Source organism: Qipengyuania algicola, from assembly GCF_042492175.1.
Taxonomy (GTDB): Bacteria; Pseudomonadota; Alphaproteobacteria; order Sphingomonadales; family Sphingomonadaceae; genus CAJXSN01.
The window spans coordinates 2,179,447-2,199,670 of record NZ_CP170453.1 but is presented as its reverse complement, the minus strand read 5'-3'; the positions used below and the strand labels follow the sequence as shown (position 1 = coordinate 2,199,670).

The 20,224-nt window shown below is 62.2% G+C and carries 18 protein-coding genes; 5 read left to right on the top strand and 13 right to left on the bottom strand.

Annotation, left to right across the window (positions count from 1 at the left end; genetic code table 11):
- The first annotated feature begins 507 nt into the window (after positions 1 to 507).
- Positions 508 to 2,730: an NACHT domain-containing protein gene (locus tag ACFCW2_RS10420; protein WP_379546209.1), complete on the top strand. Its 2,223-nt coding sequence runs from the start codon at positions 508 to 510 to the stop codon at positions 2,728 to 2,730.
- 230 nt (positions 2,731 to 2,960) lie between these two features.
- Here the strand turns inward: ACFCW2_RS10420 and ACFCW2_RS10415 are convergent, their stop codons facing one another.
- Together ACFCW2_RS10415 and ACFCW2_RS10410 are read right to left on the bottom strand one after the other, a co-directional pair.
- Positions 2,961 to 3,500, bottom strand: coding sequence for a GNAT family N-acetyltransferase (locus ACFCW2_RS10415; protein ID WP_379546208.1), 540 nt, complete (start codon positions 3,498 to 3,500; stop codon positions 2,961 to 2,963).
- Positions 3,497 to 4,291: a LysR family transcriptional regulator gene (locus ACFCW2_RS10410; RefSeq protein WP_379546207.1), complete on the bottom strand. Its 795-nt coding sequence runs from the start codon at positions 4,289 to 4,291 to the stop codon at positions 3,497 to 3,499. The genes ACFCW2_RS10415 and ACFCW2_RS10410 overlap by 4 nt, the downstream gene beginning before the upstream one ends.
- A 140-nt stretch (positions 4,292 to 4,431) precedes the next feature.
- Here ACFCW2_RS10410 and ACFCW2_RS10405 point away from each other — a divergent pair, with 140 nt between their 5' ends.
- Positions 4,432 to 6,273, top strand: coding sequence for a DUF1963 domain-containing protein (locus tag ACFCW2_RS10405; protein ID WP_379546206.1), 1,842 nt, complete (start codon positions 4,432 to 4,434; stop codon positions 6,271 to 6,273).
- A gap of 25 nt (positions 6,274 to 6,298) precedes the next feature.
- Here ACFCW2_RS10405 and ACFCW2_RS10400 read toward each other — a convergent pair whose 3' ends face one another.
- The 6 genes from ACFCW2_RS10400 to ACFCW2_RS10375 form a co-directional block, all read right to left on the bottom strand.
- Complete coding sequence (locus ACFCW2_RS10400) at positions 6,299 to 7,780, bottom strand: DUF3482 domain-containing protein (RefSeq protein ID WP_379546204.1); 1,482 nt, start codon at positions 7,778 to 7,780, stop codon at positions 6,299 to 6,301.
- Positions 7,777 to 9,312, bottom strand: a complete 1,536-nt coding sequence (locus ACFCW2_RS10395; RefSeq protein WP_379546203.1) for a DUF2868 domain-containing protein — start codon at positions 9,310 to 9,312, stop codon at positions 7,777 to 7,779. Before ACFCW2_RS10395 ends, ACFCW2_RS10400 begins: the two co-directional genes overlap by 4 nt.
- 11 nt (positions 9,313 to 9,323) lie before the next feature.
- On the bottom strand, positions 9,324 to 9,722 hold the full coding sequence (apaG, locus tag ACFCW2_RS10390) for a Co2+/Mg2+ efflux protein ApaG (RefSeq protein ID WP_379548971.1): 399 nt from the start codon (positions 9,720 to 9,722) through the stop codon (positions 9,324 to 9,326).
- A 55-nt stretch (positions 9,723 to 9,777) separates the two neighbouring features.
- Positions 9,778 to 11,823: an alpha/beta hydrolase family protein gene (locus ACFCW2_RS10385; RefSeq protein ID WP_379546202.1), complete on the bottom strand. Its 2,046-nt coding sequence runs from the start codon at positions 11,821 to 11,823 to the stop codon at positions 9,778 to 9,780.
- 126 nt (positions 11,824 to 11,949) lie between these two features.
- The gene (locus tag ACFCW2_RS10380; protein WP_379546201.1) at positions 11,950 to 13,212 is read right to left on the bottom strand and encodes a Glu/Leu/Phe/Val family dehydrogenase; all 1,263 of its coding nucleotides are present in this window, start codon (positions 13,210 to 13,212) and stop codon (positions 11,950 to 11,952) included.
- A 104-nt stretch (positions 13,213 to 13,316) separates the two neighbouring features.
- Positions 13,317 to 13,919, bottom strand: coding sequence for a 2-hydroxychromene-2-carboxylate isomerase (locus ACFCW2_RS10375; RefSeq protein WP_379546200.1), 603 nt, complete (start codon positions 13,917 to 13,919; stop codon positions 13,317 to 13,319).
- A 141-nt stretch (positions 13,920 to 14,060) separates the two neighbouring features.
- Between ACFCW2_RS10375 and ACFCW2_RS10370 the strand changes: the two genes are divergently transcribed.
- A complete protein-coding gene (locus ACFCW2_RS10370; RefSeq protein ID WP_379546199.1) occupies positions 14,061 to 14,474 on the top strand; it encodes a DUF6628 family protein in 414 nt (137 codons plus the stop codon).
- Here ACFCW2_RS10370 and ACFCW2_RS10365 read toward each other — a convergent pair.
- The 4 genes from ACFCW2_RS10365 to ACFCW2_RS10350 all read right to left on the bottom strand — a co-directional run bounded on the left by ACFCW2_RS10365 (position 14,471) and on the right by ACFCW2_RS10350 (position 17,193).
- A complete protein-coding gene (locus tag ACFCW2_RS10365) occupies positions 14,471 to 15,688 on the bottom strand; it encodes a trans-sulfuration enzyme family protein (protein WP_379546198.1) in 1,218 nt (405 codons plus the stop codon). The two genes, ACFCW2_RS10370 and ACFCW2_RS10365, sit on opposite strands and share 4 nt — an antisense overlap.
- 125 nt (positions 15,689 to 15,813) lie before the next feature.
- Positions 15,814 to 16,041, bottom strand: coding sequence for a hypothetical protein (locus ACFCW2_RS10360; protein WP_379546197.1), 228 nt, complete (start codon positions 16,039 to 16,041; stop codon positions 15,814 to 15,816).
- Positions 16,042 to 16,301: 260 nt separating this feature from the next.
- Positions 16,302 to 16,442, bottom strand: coding sequence for a hypothetical protein (locus tag ACFCW2_RS10355; RefSeq protein WP_379546196.1), 141 nt, complete (start codon positions 16,440 to 16,442; stop codon positions 16,302 to 16,304).
- 211 nt (positions 16,443 to 16,653) lie between these two features.
- Entirely contained in the window at positions 16,654 to 17,193 is a 540-nt protein-coding gene (locus ACFCW2_RS10350) for a TetR/AcrR family transcriptional regulator (protein WP_379546194.1), read from the bottom strand.
- A gap of 70 nt (positions 17,194 to 17,263) precedes the next feature.
- Between ACFCW2_RS10350 and ACFCW2_RS10345 the strand changes: the two genes are divergently transcribed.
- Both ACFCW2_RS10345 and ACFCW2_RS10340 read left to right on the top strand, forming a co-directional pair.
- Positions 17,264 to 17,662 carry a hypothetical protein gene (locus ACFCW2_RS10345; RefSeq protein WP_379546193.1) on the top strand — a complete coding sequence of 133 codons (399 nt, stop codon included), beginning with the start codon at positions 17,264 to 17,266 and terminating at the stop codon, positions 17,660 to 17,662.
- A 75-nt stretch (positions 17,663 to 17,737) separates the two neighbouring features.
- Positions 17,738 to 19,024 (top strand): glycosyltransferase family 39 protein, encoded by a 1,287-nt coding sequence (locus ACFCW2_RS10340; RefSeq protein ID WP_379546192.1) that lies wholly within the window; start codon positions 17,738 to 17,740, stop codon positions 19,022 to 19,024.
- A 7-nt stretch (positions 19,025 to 19,031) separates the two neighbouring features.
- On the opposite strand, the gene ACFCW2_RS10335 is transcribed toward ACFCW2_RS10340, so the two are convergent.
- A complete protein-coding gene (locus tag ACFCW2_RS10335) occupies positions 19,032 to 20,120 on the bottom strand; it encodes a glycosyltransferase (RefSeq protein ID WP_379546191.1) in 1,089 nt (362 codons plus the stop codon).
- Between the last annotated feature and the right edge of the window lie 104 nt (positions 20,121 to 20,224).

Sequence of the window (20,224 nt, the reverse complement as noted above, 5' to 3'; positions counted from 1 at the left end):
CCGAGTAGTAGGCACTGCCCTACATTCAGCATGCGACACCACGCGATTTAGGGTTCAACTTCGAATTTATTATGGGTTCCGTCGAGGATTTGAAGCGACTGCTGGAAGAAAGGCGGTCATAAACGCTCTTAGTAGCATTGATCTTTCCATTATATCTCGTCGAGCCAACGTACTCATTCGAGACGAGTACGCTTTAGGAGAGACTCTTCTTCTTGCTCGGCCAAATCGACTGCACCCGCATTATAATTGTCATCTCCCAAATACTTTTCGCAAGTCCTTAGTCGATAGCAAGAAATCTGAAGAGAAAATGGTCGATACAGCGCTTGCTACGGACCTCGTACATGCTGCACACTCCGACCGAAACACATGGTTATTAGTCCTTGGTGAAGACGACGATTTGACCCCTCCAATAATTACCGCAGACGCGATCCGCAACGGTTCAGCCTCAATGGTCTTACTAGCGCGTAGGCGCGCGCTAGCTCCCTTTTTAAAAATAGAGGATCTGCAATGCACACCGAAGACAGCATTCAAAGCCTAAGCGACGACCTCGCACCGTTCGCTGACATCGGCACCGGCCCACCCCAGATAGTCGAATTCGAATGCGGTAAAGCGATCAGGCTAGTTCGGAACGGCATTGCGCGAATCATTAGCCTGAATTCCAACACAATTGACGAGGATTGCGAAGGATCAATTCGTAAGTTCTCCAACGTTCGTTCCCTCCTAGCGAGCGAAGAATACGCGAATTTGAAAAAATGGGCGCTCAATCAGCAGACTGTATTGGCGAACGAGCTTCCGAAAGATCCGATCATAATAAATGCTGCGCTGGATGCATCGACGCCTGCGGCATCAATCGAGATTGTAGAGGGCTTTTTCTCGGACAACACAAACCCCCTATCGCTTGCTCTGCTCGATGGGCCAGCCGGGATTGGAAAAACTGTGGTGATCAAGTCTTTTGCGCAGAAGCGCGCAAGAGAATTTACGAAAAGTCAAAAGCGCTTAGTTCTTCACCTCGAAAGTCGGGGGAAGATCCTTCAGAATATCGACGATCTCATTGCCATAAACCTTCAATCCTTACGAACTGATGTAACCTTTGACCAAATACCTGCGTTGATCAAACACGGACTCATACTTCTGGCTGTCGATGGCTTCGATGAACTAGGAGATCCAAATGGCTACGAATTAGCATGGGCTCAGATTAATGAACTCATCTCACGAATTAAGGGTTCAGCACATGTTCTACTCGCGGGGCGAGAGACGTTTGTGAGTAAGGAGACGATCTTGCGAGCCTTGCCATCTGTTTCGCCGGATGATGTAGTCGGCTCGATCGAAGTCCAGCCAGTGCAATCGACCGCAGCGCGACAATGGCTGAAGAGTCGATCTTGGACCGACGAAACCCTGGGTAGAGACGAGGTCAAGACCCTCCTTTCTCCAGCCTCATATGCACTGCGGCCATTCTTCCTAGTCCAGCTCGGACAGCCTGAAATTCCCTCAAGTCTTGAGAAAGGCGAACTTGATGATCTTCTTACCTTCATAATGCGCTCACTTCTTGACCGCGAACTTGAGAAATTTGGAGATAATGTCGATCGGGTTGTCCCAACTACTCAACGAAAGTCATTCATTGAGACCCTAATGGTCGAAGTGGCGCGGGAGATGGCTGAAAACCAAACCGACAGCATCGCATCATCTAATCTCGCTTGGCTCTCCGACGTCGCTTCCGAAGGGTTCCCTGAAGAAGTCAGAGGCATTCTTCGCAATCGCGCATCAGTCATCGCCTTCCTAACACAAGACAAACAAAACGGGCGCCTACGATTTATCCACGAAAACACCTTCAATTATTGGCTGTCCCACGCGACGATAATTAGTCTGGGAGCACGTGAATTACCAAAATTTGTTCGCAGGAATATTCTCAATATTGATTTTTTAGAGACTCTAGGAACGCAATTTTCTTACTTAGATCAGGAATATACAGAGTCAGTAATAATATTTTGCGAAGCATCATCAAATTCGTTTTCGGATAACGATAGAACTCGCCGAAACTTACTTGCCATATCAATGACCATTTTGTCGAATTCGGAAACGGGTCGCGAACCACAATACTCCAACATATTTCTTGAAGAAGCTTTCATTTCGGAAACAATCGATTCTTTGTATTTGAGCGCAGTCATTTTTTCACAACTAAGTGCGAAGGGCTGTGATTTCCGGGCGATTAGTTTTGATAACACGTGTCAAATATTCACCCTCATTGCGGACAATGGCACTTTGCCGCCACGGAGCATGCCTCGGCCTACGCTTCTCGTACTCAATGGCGTTGAAATTTCGAACCCCGATGAAATTGATGCTTGGTATCTTGAAAGGTCGATGGATGAGGTAGAGCATCGCGAAAGTATCGAGAAGATGGGAGAAGCAATTTCGAATCTTCCCCACTTCAAACTGCTTCAAAGAATTGTCCGCTTTCGTCGCTATTGGCTGAAAGACGATGAGAATGATCCGCTTGCTCAGCGAATTCTTCATGACTCGAGCTGGCCGGAACTTCGCAAGACTCTTGAAAAGCACGAATTGCTTGTCAGCACCACGAATGCGGGCACGTCGGGCCGTCCGTCTGACTTTTATCATATCCGCAACAGAGATGCGTTTCTCGACCTGAAGCATCCTCCAGAAGAGGTTCACAGTTTCTTGTCAGACTTGCTCCAAATCTCAATTGCAGAATACGTCGACAAACAATCCAAATAAGTCCGCCGAAACTTTCCAGTGTAGAATTTTATGAGTCGCGATCGATTATGGTGTGCGCATGGCGACGGCCCACAGGTTCATTTTCTTCCACACATGCCAAGGCGCAGCTGCCCCCCGAGTTTGTGTTGTCCGCACGCCATCCGGCGCGCGAAATCCTCGCGCCTGCGGCGCTGCGGGCGGGCGGTCGCCCTTGCGACGCGCTGGTCGCGCGCCGTGCTCCGCCACCAAGCTTATTGGGCTGTCCTTGTCGCGGGCTCCCCCCGCAACATCCCATACCACAGCACATCACACATTCCCGCGTGGGTCACTTCGTGCTCGCGGAAGTGCGCCTCTTTCGTAAAGCCGAGGCTTTCCAGCAGGCGCACGGAGGGGGTGTTGCGGGCGTCCACTTCGGCGGTGATCTTGCGCACGCCGCTCGCAAACCGGTGGGCGATCAGCGCGCTCGCGCATTCCCTGGCGACGCCCTGTCCCTGCGCTTCCCCGCACACGATATAGCCGATTTCTTCCACACCTTCATGGGGAGCAGCCACGATGATGAAGCGGCCTGCGACAGTCCCCCGCGCATCCTCGGCAATCCATGTCAGGCCCGGCCAGTCGGGATCGGCCAGCCAGCCCCACAGCTCCTCCTCGCTCTCGAACGCAGGCCGCGTCAGATAGAGGCATTGCGCGGGGTCGGACAGGGTCGGGAACAGCGCGGCGGCATCCTCGCGCCGCAGGGGCCGCATGGTGAAGCGGTCCGTGGTCAGGGTCTGTACCAGCGGACCGGTCACGCCTGTGTGAGGTGCGCGACCAGCGCCTTCACCTTTTTCTGCCGCCATTGCGGTGTGGGGGCGACCAGCCAGTAGGCGCGGCGGCCCTCGTCCGGACCTTCCAGCGCCTCCAGCTTGCCCGCCTCCAGCGCTTCCTCGACCAGCAGATAGGGCAGCACTGCCTTGCCCAGCCCGGCCACCGCGCTGCTGAGCGCTTGCCCGGCATTGCCGACCTGCACCGTCGCCACCGCGCCATCGGGCAGCGGAGCACCGGGCCAGTCGATCCAGTCCTCGGCTTTCGTGTTGGGAGCAGCCACCACCACCCGGCGAGCAGGGGCCAGTTCCACGCCCTCCAGATCGCCCGGCCCGTCGACCAGGCGGATGGCGACGTCGAGATTCGCCTCGGTAAAGTCGGCGTCCTCGTTCTCGACCAGCTGGTAATGAATGCCGGGATTGGCGGCGCGGAAGGCGGCCAGACGCGGGGCGAGCCACTGGGCGTAAAACTCGCGGGGCGCGGCGATGGTATAGCGGTCGCTCGCCTGCCCCGCCTGCATCGCCTGCACGCTCTCCTCGAACCGCAGGAACCCCTCACGCAGGGCATCGAGACCAGCGCAGCCCTCCTCGGTCAGCTTCAGCCCCTTGGACGTGCGGCGAAACAGCACGGTGCCCAGATGATCCTCCAGCGCGCGGATCTGCTGGCCGACAGCAGCAGGCGTCACCGCCAGCTCGTCCGCCGCGCGGGTGAAGCTGAGATGCCGGGCCGCCGCGTCGAACACGCGCAGGGCGTTGAGGGGGAGATGGGTGCGCTTCATGTCGCTGGGCGCTCTATTATGGGCGGCGCATGGTGGCAAGTATGGGGGCAAGTATGACGCTTCATGCGCGCATTAACCCGGTGTTGAGCAAAATTTCCTAATCCGGGCAGTGTTTTCAGAACCTTGGAGGGGTTTGCGCCGTGTCGTTTTCGGTCATATTCAGTTTCGTAGTGCTCGGCCTGATCTGGTACGGCATCTACAAGGCGTACAAGATGCTTGTCCGCGGCACCGGCAAGGTGCTGGGCGTGGCTGGCAATGTGACCGGGAAAGCCGCGAGCAAATACTTCCCCGAACTGGCCGAAGAGGCAAGCAGGCTTGGCAAGACGTCCTCTGTTCCGAGCAGCACGGCACAGGCGCAGGAGCCCGCATCAGAGCCCATTCAAACAAACGACGAGCAGCCAGCCTTCGCCTTCCAGCAGCCGGAGAATTTCGGCCAGCGCACCCCTCCTCCGGGTGCCGCGCCCTCCTTCCTCCAGCGCACGCCGCAGGGCGCAAAGCGCTCGCCGCTGGTGCAGGCCGCCCCCACCCCGCTTACGCCAGAGGACACACCTGTCAGCGAACCCGTCACCGCCGTCCTGCGCCGCCAGGTCCCGCCCCGCGACGAGGCTCCGCGCTCGTGGATCGGCGGCAAACCCATGATGCCCGCCCATGTCGAATGGCCGCGCGGGATCAGCTCCGAAGACCCGGAACGCGGCCCCCAGCCGCTGCATTTCGTGGCCCAGATTTCTTGCGAGGACCTGCCCGCCGATCTGTGGGGCGGCGTCGGCCCGCGCACAGGCTGGCTGCTGTTCTTCCTCGCCGCCAATGCCTGCTGCCCCGATGCCGAGGGCGATCGCGCCGTGCTGCATATCGATGCTCTGGGCGAGCAGCGCATGCCGCCCGAAGACAGCGCGCCGGTTCATGACGGGGTCTATACAGGTGGCAGTTATAACTGGCTGCCCAAAGACGAGGTGCCCGCCCATTGGCGCGGCTGGCCGGTCGATCTGGTCGAAATGGCCAACCGGCTATACGAAAACGAGCATGGCTATCCGGCTGCTAGCCCGGAGAGCTTTGCCGAGAAGCTTTACGAAGGCCAGCAGGTTGCACCCGAGGAACGCCCGGGCGGCCTGCCCTCCCTACGCGCCATGACCTATGGTCAAGCGGTCTCCTCTGTCGAAGCATTGGCGACCAAGATGCGTAGTCGGATCGCCGATCCTTTCGATGACACGGCCCGCGAGATGCTGGTTGCCGACGGCGGGCAAGAGAGATTGATCGAGGGCCTGCGCGCCGATCTCGCCAAGATCGAGCAGCAGGACCGCGAAAAAATGTCCGCTGAACAGATTGGGTGGCAAGAGAACCGCAAAGCCTTCTTGGAAAACGTCATCGAAGCATTCGGACCGCTATCGGCGGCCGACAGCCTGTCACAGATTCTAACCGTGCATGCCGACCGCTTGAAATGGCGCGAATCCGTGGCTGAGGGATGCGACCGGATCGCCATCATGCTCGGCAAAAGCCCGCCCGATGCCCCCCTTGATGAACGCCATTGGGAAGAACTGGTCGCCACCTTCGAAGGCAAACGCGACAGCTCGCTGGAATTGTTTTATTGCGATTGGGGCGATGACAAGGTTGGCCGCTTGACGCTCGCCGAAAGTGGCGATCCGGCCGAGATCGAATCCCCGCCGGGCATCGATCAGTTCGCCATCGATGTCTATCTGGACCCGGAAACGCGCGGCATATTGCCAGCCGACTATGTTGCTTCGCGTGAGCCTGTCTGGCGCACACTGGTGGACAATATCCCGCACCGCATGGGCGGTTATCACGACGGGGTGCAGAGCGAGCCGGACGAGGACGGGACCGGTGATATGTTGCTTCTTCAACTCAACAGCGATGACGCGATGGATTGGTGCTGGGGCGATGTCGGCGCGTATTATTTCTGGATCAAACGCAGCGATCTGGCTGCGGGTGATTTCGGCAAGGTCGAGCTGATTCTGGAATGCCACTGACGGATGCGCCCGACGGGACTGGGCTTCACGCTGTCAGCATGCCCTCCGCCTCGGGATAGAGCCGCACCAGCAGACGCCGTCCGCACAGGTGGAGCAGTTCGCGCAGGTCTTTCTCCAGCCCTGCCGAATGCCCGTTCTTGCCGCGCGTATAGAGGTCGCTGATCTCGCTTTCATAGCGGGTCAGCACGCCCTCGACATGAGCGATCCAGTATTCGGGATGCTCGCCTTCTTCCCAGTCACCCCGCCCGCGCCCGAAATGCGCGACAGCCAGATAGCGCAGCAGCGAGGCACCGAAAATGCGGGCGAAGAATTCCTCGGACCAGCGGACATGCGCGCCGTCCTCGCCCCGCGCCATGTTGATGCCCATGGCAAGGCCGCCCGCGCCCAGCGCGCCCAGCACGCCGCCGACGATCATTCCGCCGCCCAGCGTCAGCCCGCCTGCCATCACATCCGCCGCAAGACCCGTCGCCGCGCCCGACAGTACACCGCCCAGCAGAGCGGAGGCTCCTTCGGATGTCTTGTCGGTGTGACGGAAATCCTCGCTCAGCCGCTCCAGCACCTTGCGGGTCGCGCTGCCAGAGAGATTGTGCAGCCGGATCAGTTCTTCGGTCGAATCGCGCGTGCCTGCCGCCAGCCGCTCGGACAGGGCCTCGCTTGCCTTTGTGGCGGCATTGGCCTCGGTCTTTCCGCCGGTCAGCGCTTTCGCCAGCCCGTCGCGCCAATTGCCGCCTTCCACCTTCTCGCGGTCGAGCAAGGCGGCGGCCAGCGGGGTCGCGAGCGCGGCCATGGATGCGGCAAACCGCTCGCGGTTCAGCTCGCCCCAGCGCCGGGTCAGCCGGGCCATCGCGGCGCGCTTTTCCTCCGCCACCAGCGGCGCGACTTTCTCCAGCAGCACGCCTTCCTGCACCCACACACGGGCAAAGGCATCGAGCGGCAGCGCCCCTGCCACTTCGGCATGCCCGCGCACATGGGCCAGCCACTTGTCCGCTTCGCCGCCCGTGTCTTCCTTGGGCGGGCCCATCTGGTTGAGCAGGATCAGCACCGGCTTGCCGATCCATGCCAGCACTTCCATTTCCAGCGCCACATAGGCCGCCGCCACCGGGTCCTCCGCCGCATTGACCAGATAGAGGATCACATCGGCCTGCTCGCGGGCATTCTTCACCGCCTGCTGGCTCGACCATAGCGGCCGCTCGCGCCACCGGTCCCATACCTGTGTCAGCAGCCAGCCGACCGGATTGCCGCTCATCCGCAGCCGGTCAAGCAGGCGCGCGGTATCGCCGAAACCGGGCGTGTCCCACAGCATCAACGTGTCACTGCCCGCCTGCACCAGCACGTGCCCGCTGGCGAGATCGGTGACATGCGCGGCATCGCGCACCTCGCCGATATCCTTGCCCAGAAGGGTGCGCGCCAGCGTGGTTTTACCCGCATTGGTGTGGCTGATCAGGCTGAGATTGACCGTGGTGCCTGAGGCGACATCGCCAATGGTCAGAGGGTCCCGCTCGTTCATTTCTGCGCTGCTCGTTTCAGGCTCAGGCTATCGCCCAGCAGGACGCTTTCGATCCGCTCGGCCAGTTCGGGTTCGGTCTCCGGCGTCAGTGACAGCGATAGGAAGGGCGCAGAGGCCCCGCGCATCATCTTGGCCCATGTCTCCACCCGGCCCTCGATCCGTGCATCCAGCCCGGCCTGCCCCGCGAAATGCGTGCGGAAGGGAGTCTCGTCCAGCAGCGCGGCGACGCGCACGCCCTGCCCCATCAGATCGTAATAATCACGCAGCAGCCGCACGAAGGTGGCGTGGTTCTCCTCCTCCGGCGTGGCCGAGAGGCTGAACAATACGCAGTGGATGTCCGCTTCGCCCGGCGGCTGGGTGCGGTTCATCCAGTCTTCCTCCCCGCCATAGGGCACGGGCGGGTCGATCTTTATCGGCGCGGTTTCGCCCATCGCATCGCGCAGCGTGGTGGTCAGCGCCAGCCGCGCCTCGTCGGTGGGAGTGTAGGCATAGGGGGTCACGCGCACGCCGCCCGCTTCGCCCGATGCACCGCCATATTCGCGCAAGAGACGGCGAATGTAGAAATCCTCGCGCCCCGGCACTTTCACGCGCGCGCTACCGGCAGCAGCGCGCGCGGCGTTCCATCCGGCGAGAAGCAGGCGCGGGACAGCGACAAGACCGGTGACCGTGGCGGTCCACAGGATGATCCATGGTCCGGCATTGGCGCCACCGGTGTCCGCGCCGGACCAGCGCAAAGAAGCGATGCCTTGTGTATCGGGTATGGCGATGCCGGTTAGCGCGGAGGCCGGGCCGAGCACGAGCGACAACAACGCCTCCACCTGCCCCGCGCCGAGAAACGTGCTTTCCCAGCCTGCGCGGTATTCTACCGTCAGCGCGCGCAGGAATATGCCCGCAACCAGTCCCAGCGCAAATAAAGCCGCCGAAAGGTGCAGCACTGTGCTGGCCCGCTGCGTCTGTAGCTTTCCAGACGCCTGCGCCCAGTCGCTGGCAAAGCCCGACAGCACCTCCTGCGTCAGCGGACCGCCCGATGCGCCGCCGGTTCCGAGCATCGACAGCGGATTGCCCAGCCGCCGCAGCCAGGTGCCGCCGGTTGTGTCTTTTCCGCGCCGGATCAGAGGAGCGACCAGAGTCCAGAGGTACACCGCCACATTCCAGACAATGATCCCCAGCAGCGGGAAAGCGAGCAGTTCCAGCCTGCTGCCCCCGTCCAGCTCGTTGCTCAGCGCCCCGGCGATGAAGGCCAATGCGGGCAAGCCAACAGACAGCCAGCGCGGCCAGCGCGAATGGCGGATGGCGCGGGCAAAGGCCGGATGGCGCGTCTCCAGCCGTGCACTGGCGAAGCGGGATCGCGCGGCGAGGAATTCTCTCTGCGCGCGTTTCTTGGTGCCGGTAACCGCTTGGCGCGCATGATGTTCGGCCTGCTCGCGGTCTTCCCGGGTCAGCAGCTGTTCGGTCTGGTCGCGGGTTTCCACCGCGCGCACCAGCCACAGGCGCCGCGCATCGTCTTCGCGCAGGGCAAAGCCCTTGGCCATAGCGTGCGGGCTTATCTTTCCGCCGTGGCGGGGGCGGCCAGCGGGAAGAAGGGAATGCGCACTTCCAGCGGGCCATTCTCGCTCTCGAAGGTATAGAACCCTTCCATCGCACCGCTAGGGGTGGAGAGCGGGCAGCCCGACACATAATCATGCGCCTGCCCCGGTTTCAGCAGCGGGTTCTCGCCCACCACGCCGTCCCCATCGATATGGTTGACCATCCCGCGCCCGTCGGTGATCCGCCAATGGCGCGTCATCAGGCGGATATCCTGATCCGACCCGTTCTCGATGCGGATATGATAGACCCAAAACCACTTGCCCGCGCTGGGCTGACTTTGCTCGGGCAGGAAGTTGACCGAGACGCGCACGGTTACATCATGCGTGGTCGCGGCGTGCTGGAAGAGTTCTTTCATCATCACGATTCGAGAGCCTAAGGCCTCCCCGCGCGGGGGCAAGGGGGACGTTGGGCTATTTTTCCACCGGGAGGGCCGGCGTGGCAGCCTCTGCGCTGTTGCCTCCGGTATCGGCTCCCGTGTCTGCACCGCCGTCATCGCTGCCCGCGTTTTCGCCTTTGAAGGCCGGATTATGCTTCTGCAGAAACGCCAGCATGGTGGTCAGGAATTTCTCCTCATTTTCCTGCTTCGCCAGATTGTGGCCGTCCTCCAGCGCCAGAAACTCCACAGGTTTGTCGGTCCGCACGACTGCCCGGTGCAGAGCGTTGTACTGCGAAAACGGCACGCGCCGATCCGATTTGCCGTGGACCACCAGAAGCGGGCGCTGGATCCGTGAGGCGTGGAACGCGGGCGACACATTGTCGAGATTGCGGCCGCCCTCGCCCTCGATCCGGTCTTCCCAGTACCGGCGATAGAAGGCCTTCCCCAGATAATACCGGTCATACTCCATCTGGCGGGTGTAATCGGTCACACCGGCAAAGCTGACGGCGCAGATATAGCGTTCCGGATTACGGATTGCGCCCCACAGAGCCGCATAACCGCCATAGCTTGCGCCCACGAGGCATACCCGGCGCGGATCGACCGCGCCCTGCGCCACCACATGATCCAGCGCATCATCCAGATCATCCTGCATGGCGAGCCCGATCTGGCCGTATCCCATCTCTTCGAATTCTTTGCCGTAGCCGCCGGAACCACGGTAATTGACCTGCATCACGGCGTATCCGCGCGCAGCGAGCAATTGCAGCCAGTCATCATAGACCATCGCATCCCGCACCCCGTACGGCCCGCCATGCGGATACACAATCAGCGGCAGTCCCCTCGCCTCGCGGCCGGCTGGCAGCGTCAGATAACCGTGCATCGTATGGCCATCGCGCGAGGTGAACGAGAACGGCTCGGGCTTCGACAAGGCGCGAAAATCCACTTCGGGCCGGTAATTGGCGAACAGGTCGAGCTTGCCCTCCCCCGGAGTGAAAACATAGAGCGCGCCCGGATCGGCCGGGCCCGTATACCGGACCAGCAACCTGCTGCGATCCCTGCTCATCGAACCGATCGATATCCTGCCGCCGGGCAGCGCTGCTTCCAGCATGGCATGATAGCTGGCCAATTGCGGATCGAACCAATGAGTTTCGGGCTCGTCTTCGATATAGCTGGCCGAGATCAGTTTTGTTTCATCGAACCGTAGCGATTCAACATCGCGCGTTTCATGGGCATAGACGACCTCGCCCAGCTCTCCGGTGGAATAGTCAAACTCGCGCAGTTCGGTGCGGCCATCTTCCTGTTCGAACAAGGTGTATCCTGTGTCCGATCCGGCGAAAAGCCTGATAACACCCCATGCTTCGCGGTCATCGTGAAAGCGTTCCAGCTTGGTGATCCGCTGCAGTTCTTCGCCGGCGTGGCGTCGATAATGGATCATCATCGCGCCGCGGCGGGTGAAGCCCATGCCCAGCCGGACGACGCCCGCATCATCGGCCCACCATTCATCGACATCCCCGTCGCCGTCCTGAATTTTCACGGCGGCCTTTTCGCCCCGCCCATCGAGGGGAAAGCGCCAGACTTCGGGATTGTTGGCATTCTTGGCGATTACCGACAGCAGGATCGATTGCCCGTCTGGATCGATCCACAGGACGTCGTCGCCTTCCAGCCTCTGTTTCTGGAACCCAATATAATCCAGTTCCTGGGTTCTGAGGTCAAACACCAGCAAGCGGCTGGTGCGGGCCCAGTAACGGGCATTGTCGATCTCGACCAGGCGGGACAGCAGGATACGGTTGGGCCCCGCCCAGCGGAACCAGCGGAAATATTCCGCTTCGCCCACATCGACGCGGCGTATCTCGGTCCGGGTGGCCGCATCCACGATAATCACAATGCTCTTGCCGTCGACCATTTCGGTATAGGCAAACCGGCTGCCGTCGGGCGCCATTGACGCGCTGGTCAATCGCCCGCCCGAGACAAAGGCCTCCACCGGAATGTCGCGCGGATCGGGCGGCGGCGGCTCTTGCTGCGCGAGCGACGGCGATGCGCAAAGCGCAAGAATTGCGCCCGCAATAAAGAGACGAATGGACATGTGGGTGTTCAGCTTCTTACCTCGCTTTGGCCGTTTACTTTACGCGGCCATCATCAGGACACAAGGGTTTGCTCCGCAATTCAATGATGGACTGGATTGTGCTGCAGATCACCGCCCCGATTGACTTCACCCCGCAAAATCATCCGCCGTGCCGGTTGCGCTGATGGCGGCACAGAGGCGTTTCAGCGCCACGCCATAGGCTGCGGTGCGCATGTCGAGGCCTTGCTCGTCCATAAGATCGCGCACCTCGCCAGCGGCGGATTCCATCTTTTCCTCCAGATAGTCATCCACCTCTTCGGCGTCCCAATCCAGCCCCGTGCGACCCTGCACCCATTCGGCGTGGCTGATGGTCACTCCGCCGCCATTGGCGAGAATGTCGGGCACCACATCGATTCCGGCTTCGCGCAGGGGCTCGTCGGCGGCGGGCAGGACCGGGCGGTTGGCAATCTCGACAATGGCCTTGCAGGACAGCTTCTTCACATCATCCGCATCGGCGATCACTCCGCCGAGCGCGGCGAGCACCAGCACATCGCACTCCGCTTCGATGATAGCGATGCCATCGTCAGAAGTGTCGCCATCGCCGTAATCGGTAACGGAACCACCGTCTTTCTTGGCCTTCACGAGGGCCTCGACATCGAGACCGTCGTCATTGCTGACCATGCCGCTGCTGTCCGACACGGCAACGATTGTGTGCCCTGCTTCGCTGGCCGCGCGGGCGAACCAGCTTCCCGCATTGCCGAAGCCTTGCAGCGCGATGGTCAGGCTGTCCTTGCCCTCCAGACCCAATTGCTCGCGCACCGCTTCCAGCGCGATCAGACCGCCGCGCCCGGTGGCCGGCGTGCGTCCCTCGATCCCGCCCAGCGCGACCGGCTTGCCGGTGAAGGCATGCGGCGCGATCCCTCCGGCGATCTGCCCATATTCGTCCACCATCCACGCCATTTCCTGCGTGCCGGTGGCGACATCGGGCGCGGGCACATCGCGGTCGGGCGAGAGGATGCGGGCCGCTGCGCGCACATAGCCGCGCGCCACGCGCTCTTTCTCCATCAACGACAGATCGCCCGCATCCACGCTGACACCGCCTTTGCCGCCGCCAAAGGGCAGGCCCATCAGCGCGCATTTCATGGTCATCAGGAAGGCGAGCGTCTGGACCTCGTCCTCGGACACGCTGGGGTGAAAACGGATGCCGCCCTTGGTCGGGCCGAGCGTGGAATTGTACCGGCAACGCCAGCCCTTGAGCTGTTTCAGGCTGCCATCATCGCGGCGCAGCGGGATGGAAAAGGCGAGCGTTTCGGCGGGGTAATCCAGCCGGTCGACCGTCTCGGCAGCCAGTTCCAGTTTCTCGGCGGCGCGCGCCATGCGCTCGCGCGCTGCGCTCAGCAATTGTCCCATGTTCAAAGTCTCCTTGCCCGCTTAAGCGGCGGAGACGCGGCAATGTTCCGACCAATAGGTGGGTTCCGGTAAAGAGCCCCGACCGGGCAAAGAACGACGGAAGCTTAGGCTTCTGCGAGCATTTCCTCGATCTGGCCGAGCCGTTCCTTGCCGAAGAACATTTCCTTGCCGACGAAGAATGTCGGGATGCCGAAGGCCCCGCGCTCGACCGCATCCGATGTGTTGTCGATCAGCTGCTGCTTCACCTCTGCCTGCTGCGTGGCCTCCAGCAGGCTTTGCGCATCGAGGCCGGCCTCCGCCAGTTTCGCGCCCACCACTGCCGGATCCCCGACCGCGATGTTCTCCTCCCAGATAGCGGGAAGCAGACAATCGAGCATCGCGCCGCGTTTGTCCGCCGGGCACGCGACCAGCGCGCGCTGCACGAGGATGGAATTGAACGGCAGATCGGGATGCATGCGGAATTTGCTCATGCCGTGTTTGGTCAGGAAGCGCTGAAATTCCAGCGCCGCATATTCGACCTTACCCTTCACCCCGGCATCGCGCATCATCGGCGGGCTGTTGCCGGTCAGCTTGTGCATGCCGCCCAGATAGACTGGTGTGATCGCGATATCTGCCCCGGTGCGGGCTGCGATGTTCTTCAGCGGATACCAGGCGAGGTAGCCGTTGGGCGCGCTGAAATCGAAGATGAATTCTACTGTTTTGGTCATTGATGCCCTCTCCCGGCGCGCCTCTTTTTCAATCCTGACCGTTCCACACACATCCTGCGTGGACAAGTCCGCTTATGTGTTAAATCCCTACTTGCAAATCATTCGCATTAGCATATCAAAGGGTGGCGAAAGGAATTGCTGATGGCTTCGAAACACACGACCTCCCCGCTCGATCTGCCCCTGCCCGCGCTGCGTCATCAGGCGCTCGGCCTGCTGCTGATCCGGCGGATGACCAGCCACGGGCAGCACGATACGCGCGCGGCCATGCTGGCGATGGACGTGGCCGGTGCGCGGTTTCGCAAATTGCTGGTGTTGGCCCGCGCCTTCATGGTCGATCTGGGCACGACATCGCGGCGCAAGATCCGCCTTGCCCCGTTTTGCGCAGGCGGGATGACCCGCGACGAAGGCCTGATCGTGGACCTGTTCGAGAGCGGCAGGCTGGATGTGCTGGCCGCTCTGACCGACGATGCGCGCTCTATCACTGCACGCGAAAGCGGCCTGGCCTTCGGGGCGGAATTGCGCGATCTGGCCTGCCGTAAGGGCTGGAAGTTTTAGATTCCGGCCACAGCCAGCGCCCGGTCCATGTCCTCGGTCACGTCGGCGATATCCTCCAGCCCGACATTGATCCGCAGCAGGCCCTCGGTCACGCCCATCGCGGTGCGGGCGTCCTCCTCCATACCGGCATGAGTGGTGCTGGCCGGGTGGCACATCAGGCTGCGGGCATCGCCGATATTGTTGCTGATATCGACCAGCTCCAGCGCATCGAGGATGGCAAAGGCGCGTTCGCGGGTGTCGACATCGAAGGCGAAGATCGGGCCGGTGGCGTCCATCTGCTTTGTCGCGAGATCGTGGCGCGGATGGCTGGGCAGACCGGGATGGAGCATGTGTCCGCCGGCCTTCTGCACCCGCGGCTCCAGAAATTCGCCCAGCTTCACCGCATTTTCGCTCTGCTTGTGGGCGCGCAGTTCCAGCGTCTCTAGCCCCTTCAGCACGACCCACGCATTGAACGGGGCGATGTTGGGGCCGGTGTTGCGCTGGAACGGCAGCAGCGTCTCGTTGATCCATTCCTCGCTGCCGCAAATCGCGCCTGCCAGCACGCGCCCCTGCCCGTCCATCAGCTTGGTCGCGCTATAGGCAACAACGTCGGCGCCGAATTCCATGGGGCGCTGGAGCGCTGGCGAAGCGAAGGCATTGTCGACCACGGTGGTGATGCCATGCGCCTTCGCCACGCCGCAGACATGCGCCAGATCGACGATATCGAGCGTCGGGTTGGCAGGGGTTTCGAAGAAGAACACCTTCGTATTGGGGCGGATGGCCGCTTCCCAGGCCGCATCATCGGCGCTGTCAATCACGGTGGTTTCGATGCCGAAACGCGGGAGAAGGTGATCGACCAGCCAGCGGCACGAGCCAAACGCAGCGCGCGCCGCGACGCAGTGGTCACCGGCCGAGAGCTGGCACAGCAGCGCCGCCGTCATCGCCGCCATTCCGCTGGCCTGTGCACGGCAGCCTTGCGCCCCCTCCATCAGCGCGATGCGTTCTTCCAGCATCGCCACGGTGGGATTTTGCAGGCGGGAATAGGTCATCCCTTGCGCATCGCCCGCAAACCTGTCGGCCACGGTCTGCGCGTCGTCATAGGTGTAGCCGGAGGTGAGAAAGAGCGCCTCGCTCGTCTCGCCATGCTCGCTGCGCCATGTGCCGCCGCGCACCGCGCGGGTTGCGGGCCGCCAGTTGCGGGTGACGGAGCGGTCGGTTCCGGTGGTCTTTTTCATTGCCCGGCGGGCTTAGGCAGACACGCCCCGCGCGGCAACCGGGAATGGCGCTCGCACGCGATGAGCGCACATACGAAAACGGGGCCTGCGAAGGCCCCGTTCGTTAATTCAGGATGTGCGCCGCCTCAAAGGCTGAGCGGTTCGTCATCACCGCCGCCAGCAGCAATGAGGATACCCGCGATAATGGCCGCAGCGGCGAGGATGGCGATGATGATACCGCCGGAATCGCCCTCCAGTTCACTCGCTTCGGCGACCGGCGCCGCTGCCCGGTCTGCAAAGCCGCTTTGCGCAGCGACAGGTGCCGTGGCGAGGCCGATTGCGGCAACGCCCGTCAGGATGGCTTTCGATTTCATAGACTTGTCCCCATATCTGGACGGGCACCTGCAAGAAGCACCCATCTCTGTTTGACGACCGTCCGGAGGGTTAACATAATCTGGCCCGCAAGCACAAGCGATACCGCCCGTGCTTTCAGGCGCTTTATCGCAGGCACAGGCCCGAAACGGCGGGTTGACCAATTGCAGCGCCAAACAAAAACGGGGCCCTTTCGGACCCCGTTTCGTATTCGTTAGCGATCAACCAGATCAGGGGCCAACCTAATCAGGGGCCAATCTAATCAGGGACTCGTCGGATCGTCATCGTCGGCGATGATGATGATGCCCGCGATCACTGCAGCTGCGGCGAGCAGGGCAATCAGGATGCCGTTTTCGCCTTCAAGTTCGCTCTCGCCGGCAACAGGTGCCGAACGATCCGTCATTACTGCCTGTGCTCCGACTGGCGCGGTAGCCAACCCGAGAGCTGCGATGGCGAGTCCAATGGACTTCAGTTTCATTGCTCTACTCCAAATAGTGGTTTTGCGACCGCCAGCCCCGGTACGGGACTTGCCTTAGACAGGTTGTAGTTAAGTTCGGATTGTGACGATTGTATGTATGCGACAAACGCCTTCGCACCCGCACAAATCGCGCATGTCACTGGGGCAGTTGCGAAATTCCTGCAAGCCCGACCCCGCGCCGGCCGATTGCAGCCAGCATTTGCGCCCCTTCGATGGCGGTGATGACCAGCTTGGCGCCCGAATCGGGATCGGGGTCGTCCTCAGGCAGATGATTCGCCACCCAGCGCGTCAGCTGATCCATGATGTCGCCCGCTGCCGCGAGATAGGCAGGGTCTCCGCGCTGACATCCGGCGACGATATCCCACCAGATCCGGAAGAACGGCTGGAAGTCTTCGCGCCCGGTGATGTCCATCACTGTCAGGGCGCAATCGCGCCGCGAAGCCGCCCGTCCCTGCGGAAAGGCCGCATCGAGCGACGCAGTGAAATTCTGCGCCAGGAAGGCCAGCAAATCCGCAACCAGCGCGTCCTTCGATCCGAAATGATAGATCAGCATCCGGTCGCTGGTCCCGGCCGCTTTCGCCAGAGGGCGCAGGCTCATCCCGGCTAGCCCGTGCTGCATCACATAGGCTGCGACCAGCGGCAGCAGGGACTCGCGCGACAGGGAAGCTTTGGCCATGGCCTCTTGTAGCAAGCGCTACATATAGCTACAAGTGTAGCACTTGCTACATCCGAGTCGGAGAACCTCCATGACCGCCATCCAGAGTATTGTCGTCCTGTGTTACGCCGCCGCCATTGCCGCGCTCGTTTACGCCGTGGTCCGGCGCACGCGGATCGGGTCTCCCGTGATCGCTTGGGCGCTGTTTGCAGCATTCACGGCCTTCTCTCTGCTCTCCGTGGCGCGCGACGGCATCATGATGTTCTGGACCAACCACACCGCCAATCTGGTGGGGGTGCAGGTCTGGTGGGATCTGCTGCTGGCGGTCGTCATTGCCTTCATCTTTATCGCCCCGCGAGCCCGCGCGGTGGGGATGAACATCCCGCTCTGGGCCGTGTTGGTTGCGACCACGGCCTCAATCGGCCTGCTTCCCATGGTGGCGCGCCTCTTCACGCTAGAACGCGCGCGTGAGGGGCAAGAGGCCGGGTAATTCGGGCAGATTTTGAGCGCAGTATTGCCGCGATAGGCGGTTGCGGGGAAAGGCGGTGCTGGTAAGCCTGCGCCCATGACGGCCCCGGCATATCACCCCCAGCCCAAACCACGGGACCCACTGGGCCCCACCCTCGCCCTTTGCGCCGCATTCTTCGCCCTGACCCTGTGGCGGCTGACGACACCGCCGGGGCTGTATTTCGACGAAATCCATTATGTGCCCGCCGCGCGGATCCTGCTCGATCTGGAGGGGTGGCCCAATGCCGAGCATCCGCCGCTCGGCAAGCTGATCCTGGCCGCGAGCATCGCGCTGCTGGGGGACGGGCCGCTGGGCTGGCGGCTGCCCAGCGCGTTTGCAGGCACTTTGGCCCTGTTCGCCTTCACCCGCGCGCTGTGGTTTGCGAGCGAGCGGCGGGCCGCCACCCTCGCCTACGCCCTGCTGCTCGCCACCGGCTTCCATCTGTTCGTCCATGCCCGCATCGCGATCCTCGACGGGCTGTTCATCGCTTTTCTCAGCGTCGCCCTGTGGCAGGCGGCGGGCGCTGTGCGCGAGCCGGAGACAGGCCGCTGGCGGCTGGCAATATGCGGGGTGGCGATCGGCGCTGCGCTCGCCACCAAATGGACGATGATCCCTTTTGCTCCGCTGTTCGGGCTGGTCTTCCTCGCCGCGCGTCTGACAGCCGGGCGCAGGCGCTTGCTGCTCAGCCGCCGCGGCGCGCCGGTGCCGGGGATGACCCTTCTGGAGGCGTTTGTCTGGCTCGGCGTGGTTCCGCTGGCGGTCTACGCCCTTACCTTCCTGCCTGCGCTGTGGGCTGTGCCCTCCCCCTTCGATAGCGGCGGCCTGTGGGATCTGCAGCACCGCATGCTAGCGATGCAGCAGAGCGTGAAGGAAGCGCACACCTATCAGAGCGTGTGGCATGAATGGCTGCTCAACATCCGGCCCATCTGGTATTTCTACGAGCCGGTGGACGGCGTGCAGCGCGGGGTGATGCTGGTCGGCAATCCGGTGACGATGCTGGCGGGATTGCCCGCTCTCGTCTGGTGCGGCTGGGCGGCCTTTTCGCATCGGCGGAGGGACGCGCTGGCGGTGCTGGTGCTGTTCGCAGCGGCCATGGCCTTCTGGGTGATCGCGCCCAAGCCGGTGCAGTTCTACTACCACTATTTCGCCGCCAGCTGCTTCCTGCTTGGCGCTCTGGCGCTGGCGCTGGATGCTCTGTGGCAGCGCGGCCTGCGCTGGCCGATGGTGGCCTTGGTCGCCGCCAGCCTCGCTGTGTTTGCGTGGTTCTACCCGATCCTCAGCGCCGCGCCGTTGGACGGGCCAAGCGGTTTCGCGCCCTATGCGTGGCTGCCGTCATGGGTGTGATGGCAAGTTAATACCGCCCCCAGACAAAACGGCTGGACAGAGCATAATTCCACACCGCGCCGATCACGATCCCCGCGCCTGCCGCCAGCGCCCAATACACCCCGCGCCCCTCCAGCCATCCGGCCAACGCGACATTGGCCAGCGCGCCCACCGCGCAGGTCGCGCAAAAGCCCAGCCAGCCGCGCAGCATCCGGCCCGCTCCGTGCAGTCGCTGGTCGGCATAGGTCAACTGGTTGTTGAGCCAGAAATTGAAGCTCATCGCCGCGAAAGTCGCCGCCGCCTGCGCTGGCACAAATCCGCTCCCGAGCGTCAGATAAAGCAGCGCCAGCACCGCCATATGCACGCCCACACCCAGCGCGCCCACGGTGGCGAACAGGGCAAAGCGGGTGGGCACGATGCGGCCCAGCAGCCGGTCATACAGGCCGACCAGAAATTCAAACGCGATTGCCGTGTCGAGCTTGCTGTGCCCGCTCTGGCGCGGAGCAAATTGCAGTGGAAATTCGCGCACCACCAGCTGTCCCTTTGCGGCGCCGAGAATATCGAGCAGGATTTTGAACCCGATGCCCGACAGGCGCGGGGCGAGATCGCGCAAGGTCGAAGTCTGCATAAGGAAATAGCCGCTCATCGGGTCGGTCAGCTTTGCGCCTGTGAGCCCGCGCGCCAGCCGGTTGGCGAAGCGCGAGGCTGTTTCGCGGCGCGCACCGTCCAGCCCCTCCGCACTCGCCCCATCAACAAAGCGGGAAGCCAGCGCGACGTCTGCTTCGCCGCCTTGCACCGCGCCGAGCATGGCAGGCAGCAGCGCTGGATCATGCTGGAGATCGGCATCCATCACCGCCACGAACTCCGCCGCCGTGGCGCAGGCGCCCTCCACCACTGCCGAGGCCAATCCGCGACGCCCGATCCGCTGGATAACGCGAATGCGCGGATCGTCCCGGGCGAGCAGCCGCGCGGCATCGGCGGTGCCATCCGCGCTGTCATCGTCGACCACGATGGCTTCCCAATCGACCGCCCCCAGCGCCGCGTCGAGCCGCGCCACCAGAGGCGCGATATTCTCAGCCTCGTTCAAAGTGGGAAGGATTATGGCGAGTGTCGGCATCAATCCTCCCCCATCGGGGGAGGGGGACCATTCAAGGCCTTGGCCGCAGGATGGTGGAGGGGCACGCGCGTCGTCATTCGGGCGGTAGTAACATATTGCGGGTG

What these genes read in the sequence shown, in the direction of transcription:
- ACFCW2_RS10420 (WP_379546209.1), top strand. Translation starts at nt 508, where the DNA reads ATGCACACCGAAGACAGCATTCAAAGCCTAAGCGACGACCTCGCACCG.
- ACFCW2_RS10410 (WP_379546207.1), bottom strand. Translation starts at nt 4,291, where the DNA reads ATGAAGCGCACCCATCTCCCCCTCAACGCCCTGCGCGTGTTCGACGCG.
- ACFCW2_RS10400 (WP_379546204.1), bottom strand. Translation starts at nt 7,780, where the DNA reads ATGAACGAGCGGGACCCTCTGACCATTGGCGATGTCGCCTCAGGCACC.
- ACFCW2_RS10395 (WP_379546203.1), bottom strand. Translation starts at nt 9,312, where the DNA reads ATGGCCAAGGGCTTTGCCCTGCGCGAAGACGATGCGCGGCGCCTGTGG.
- apaG (WP_379548971.1), bottom strand. Translation starts at nt 9,722, where the DNA reads ATGAAAGAACTCTTCCAGCACGCCGCGACCACGCATGATGTAACCGTG.
- ACFCW2_RS10385 (WP_379546202.1), bottom strand. Translation starts at nt 11,823, where the DNA reads ATGTCCATTCGTCTCTTTATTGCGGGCGCAATTCTTGCGCTTTGCGCA.
- ACFCW2_RS10380 (WP_379546201.1), bottom strand. Translation starts at nt 13,212, where the DNA reads ATGGGACAATTGCTGAGCGCAGCGCGCGAGCGCATGGCGCGCGCCGCC.
- ACFCW2_RS10375 (WP_379546200.1), bottom strand. Translation starts at nt 13,919, where the DNA reads ATGACCAAAACAGTAGAATTCATCTTCGATTTCAGCGCGCCCAACGGC.
- ACFCW2_RS10370 (WP_379546199.1), top strand. Translation starts at nt 14,061, where the DNA reads ATGGCTTCGAAACACACGACCTCCCCGCTCGATCTGCCCCTGCCCGCG.
- ACFCW2_RS10365 (WP_379546198.1), bottom strand. Translation starts at nt 15,688, where the DNA reads ATGAAAAAGACCACCGGAACCGACCGCTCCGTCACCCGCAACTGGCGG.
- ACFCW2_RS10360 (WP_379546197.1), bottom strand. Translation starts at nt 16,041, where the DNA reads ATGAAATCGAAAGCCATCCTGACGGGCGTTGCCGCAATCGGCCTCGCC.
- ACFCW2_RS10355 (WP_379546196.1), bottom strand. Translation starts at nt 16,442, where the DNA reads ATGACGGATCGTTCGGCACCTGTTGCCGGCGAGAGCGAACTTGAAGGC.
- ACFCW2_RS10350 (WP_379546194.1), bottom strand. Translation starts at nt 17,193, where the DNA reads ATGGCCAAAGCTTCCCTGTCGCGCGAGTCCCTGCTGCCGCTGGTCGCA.
- ACFCW2_RS10345 (WP_379546193.1), top strand. Translation starts at nt 17,264, where the DNA reads ATGACCGCCATCCAGAGTATTGTCGTCCTGTGTTACGCCGCCGCCATT.
- ACFCW2_RS10340 (WP_379546192.1), top strand. Translation starts at nt 17,738, where the DNA reads ATGACGGCCCCGGCATATCACCCCCAGCCCAAACCACGGGACCCACTG.
- ACFCW2_RS10335 (WP_379546191.1), bottom strand. Translation starts at nt 20,120, where the DNA reads ATGCCGACACTCGCCATAATCCTTCCCACTTTGAACGAGGCTGAGAAT.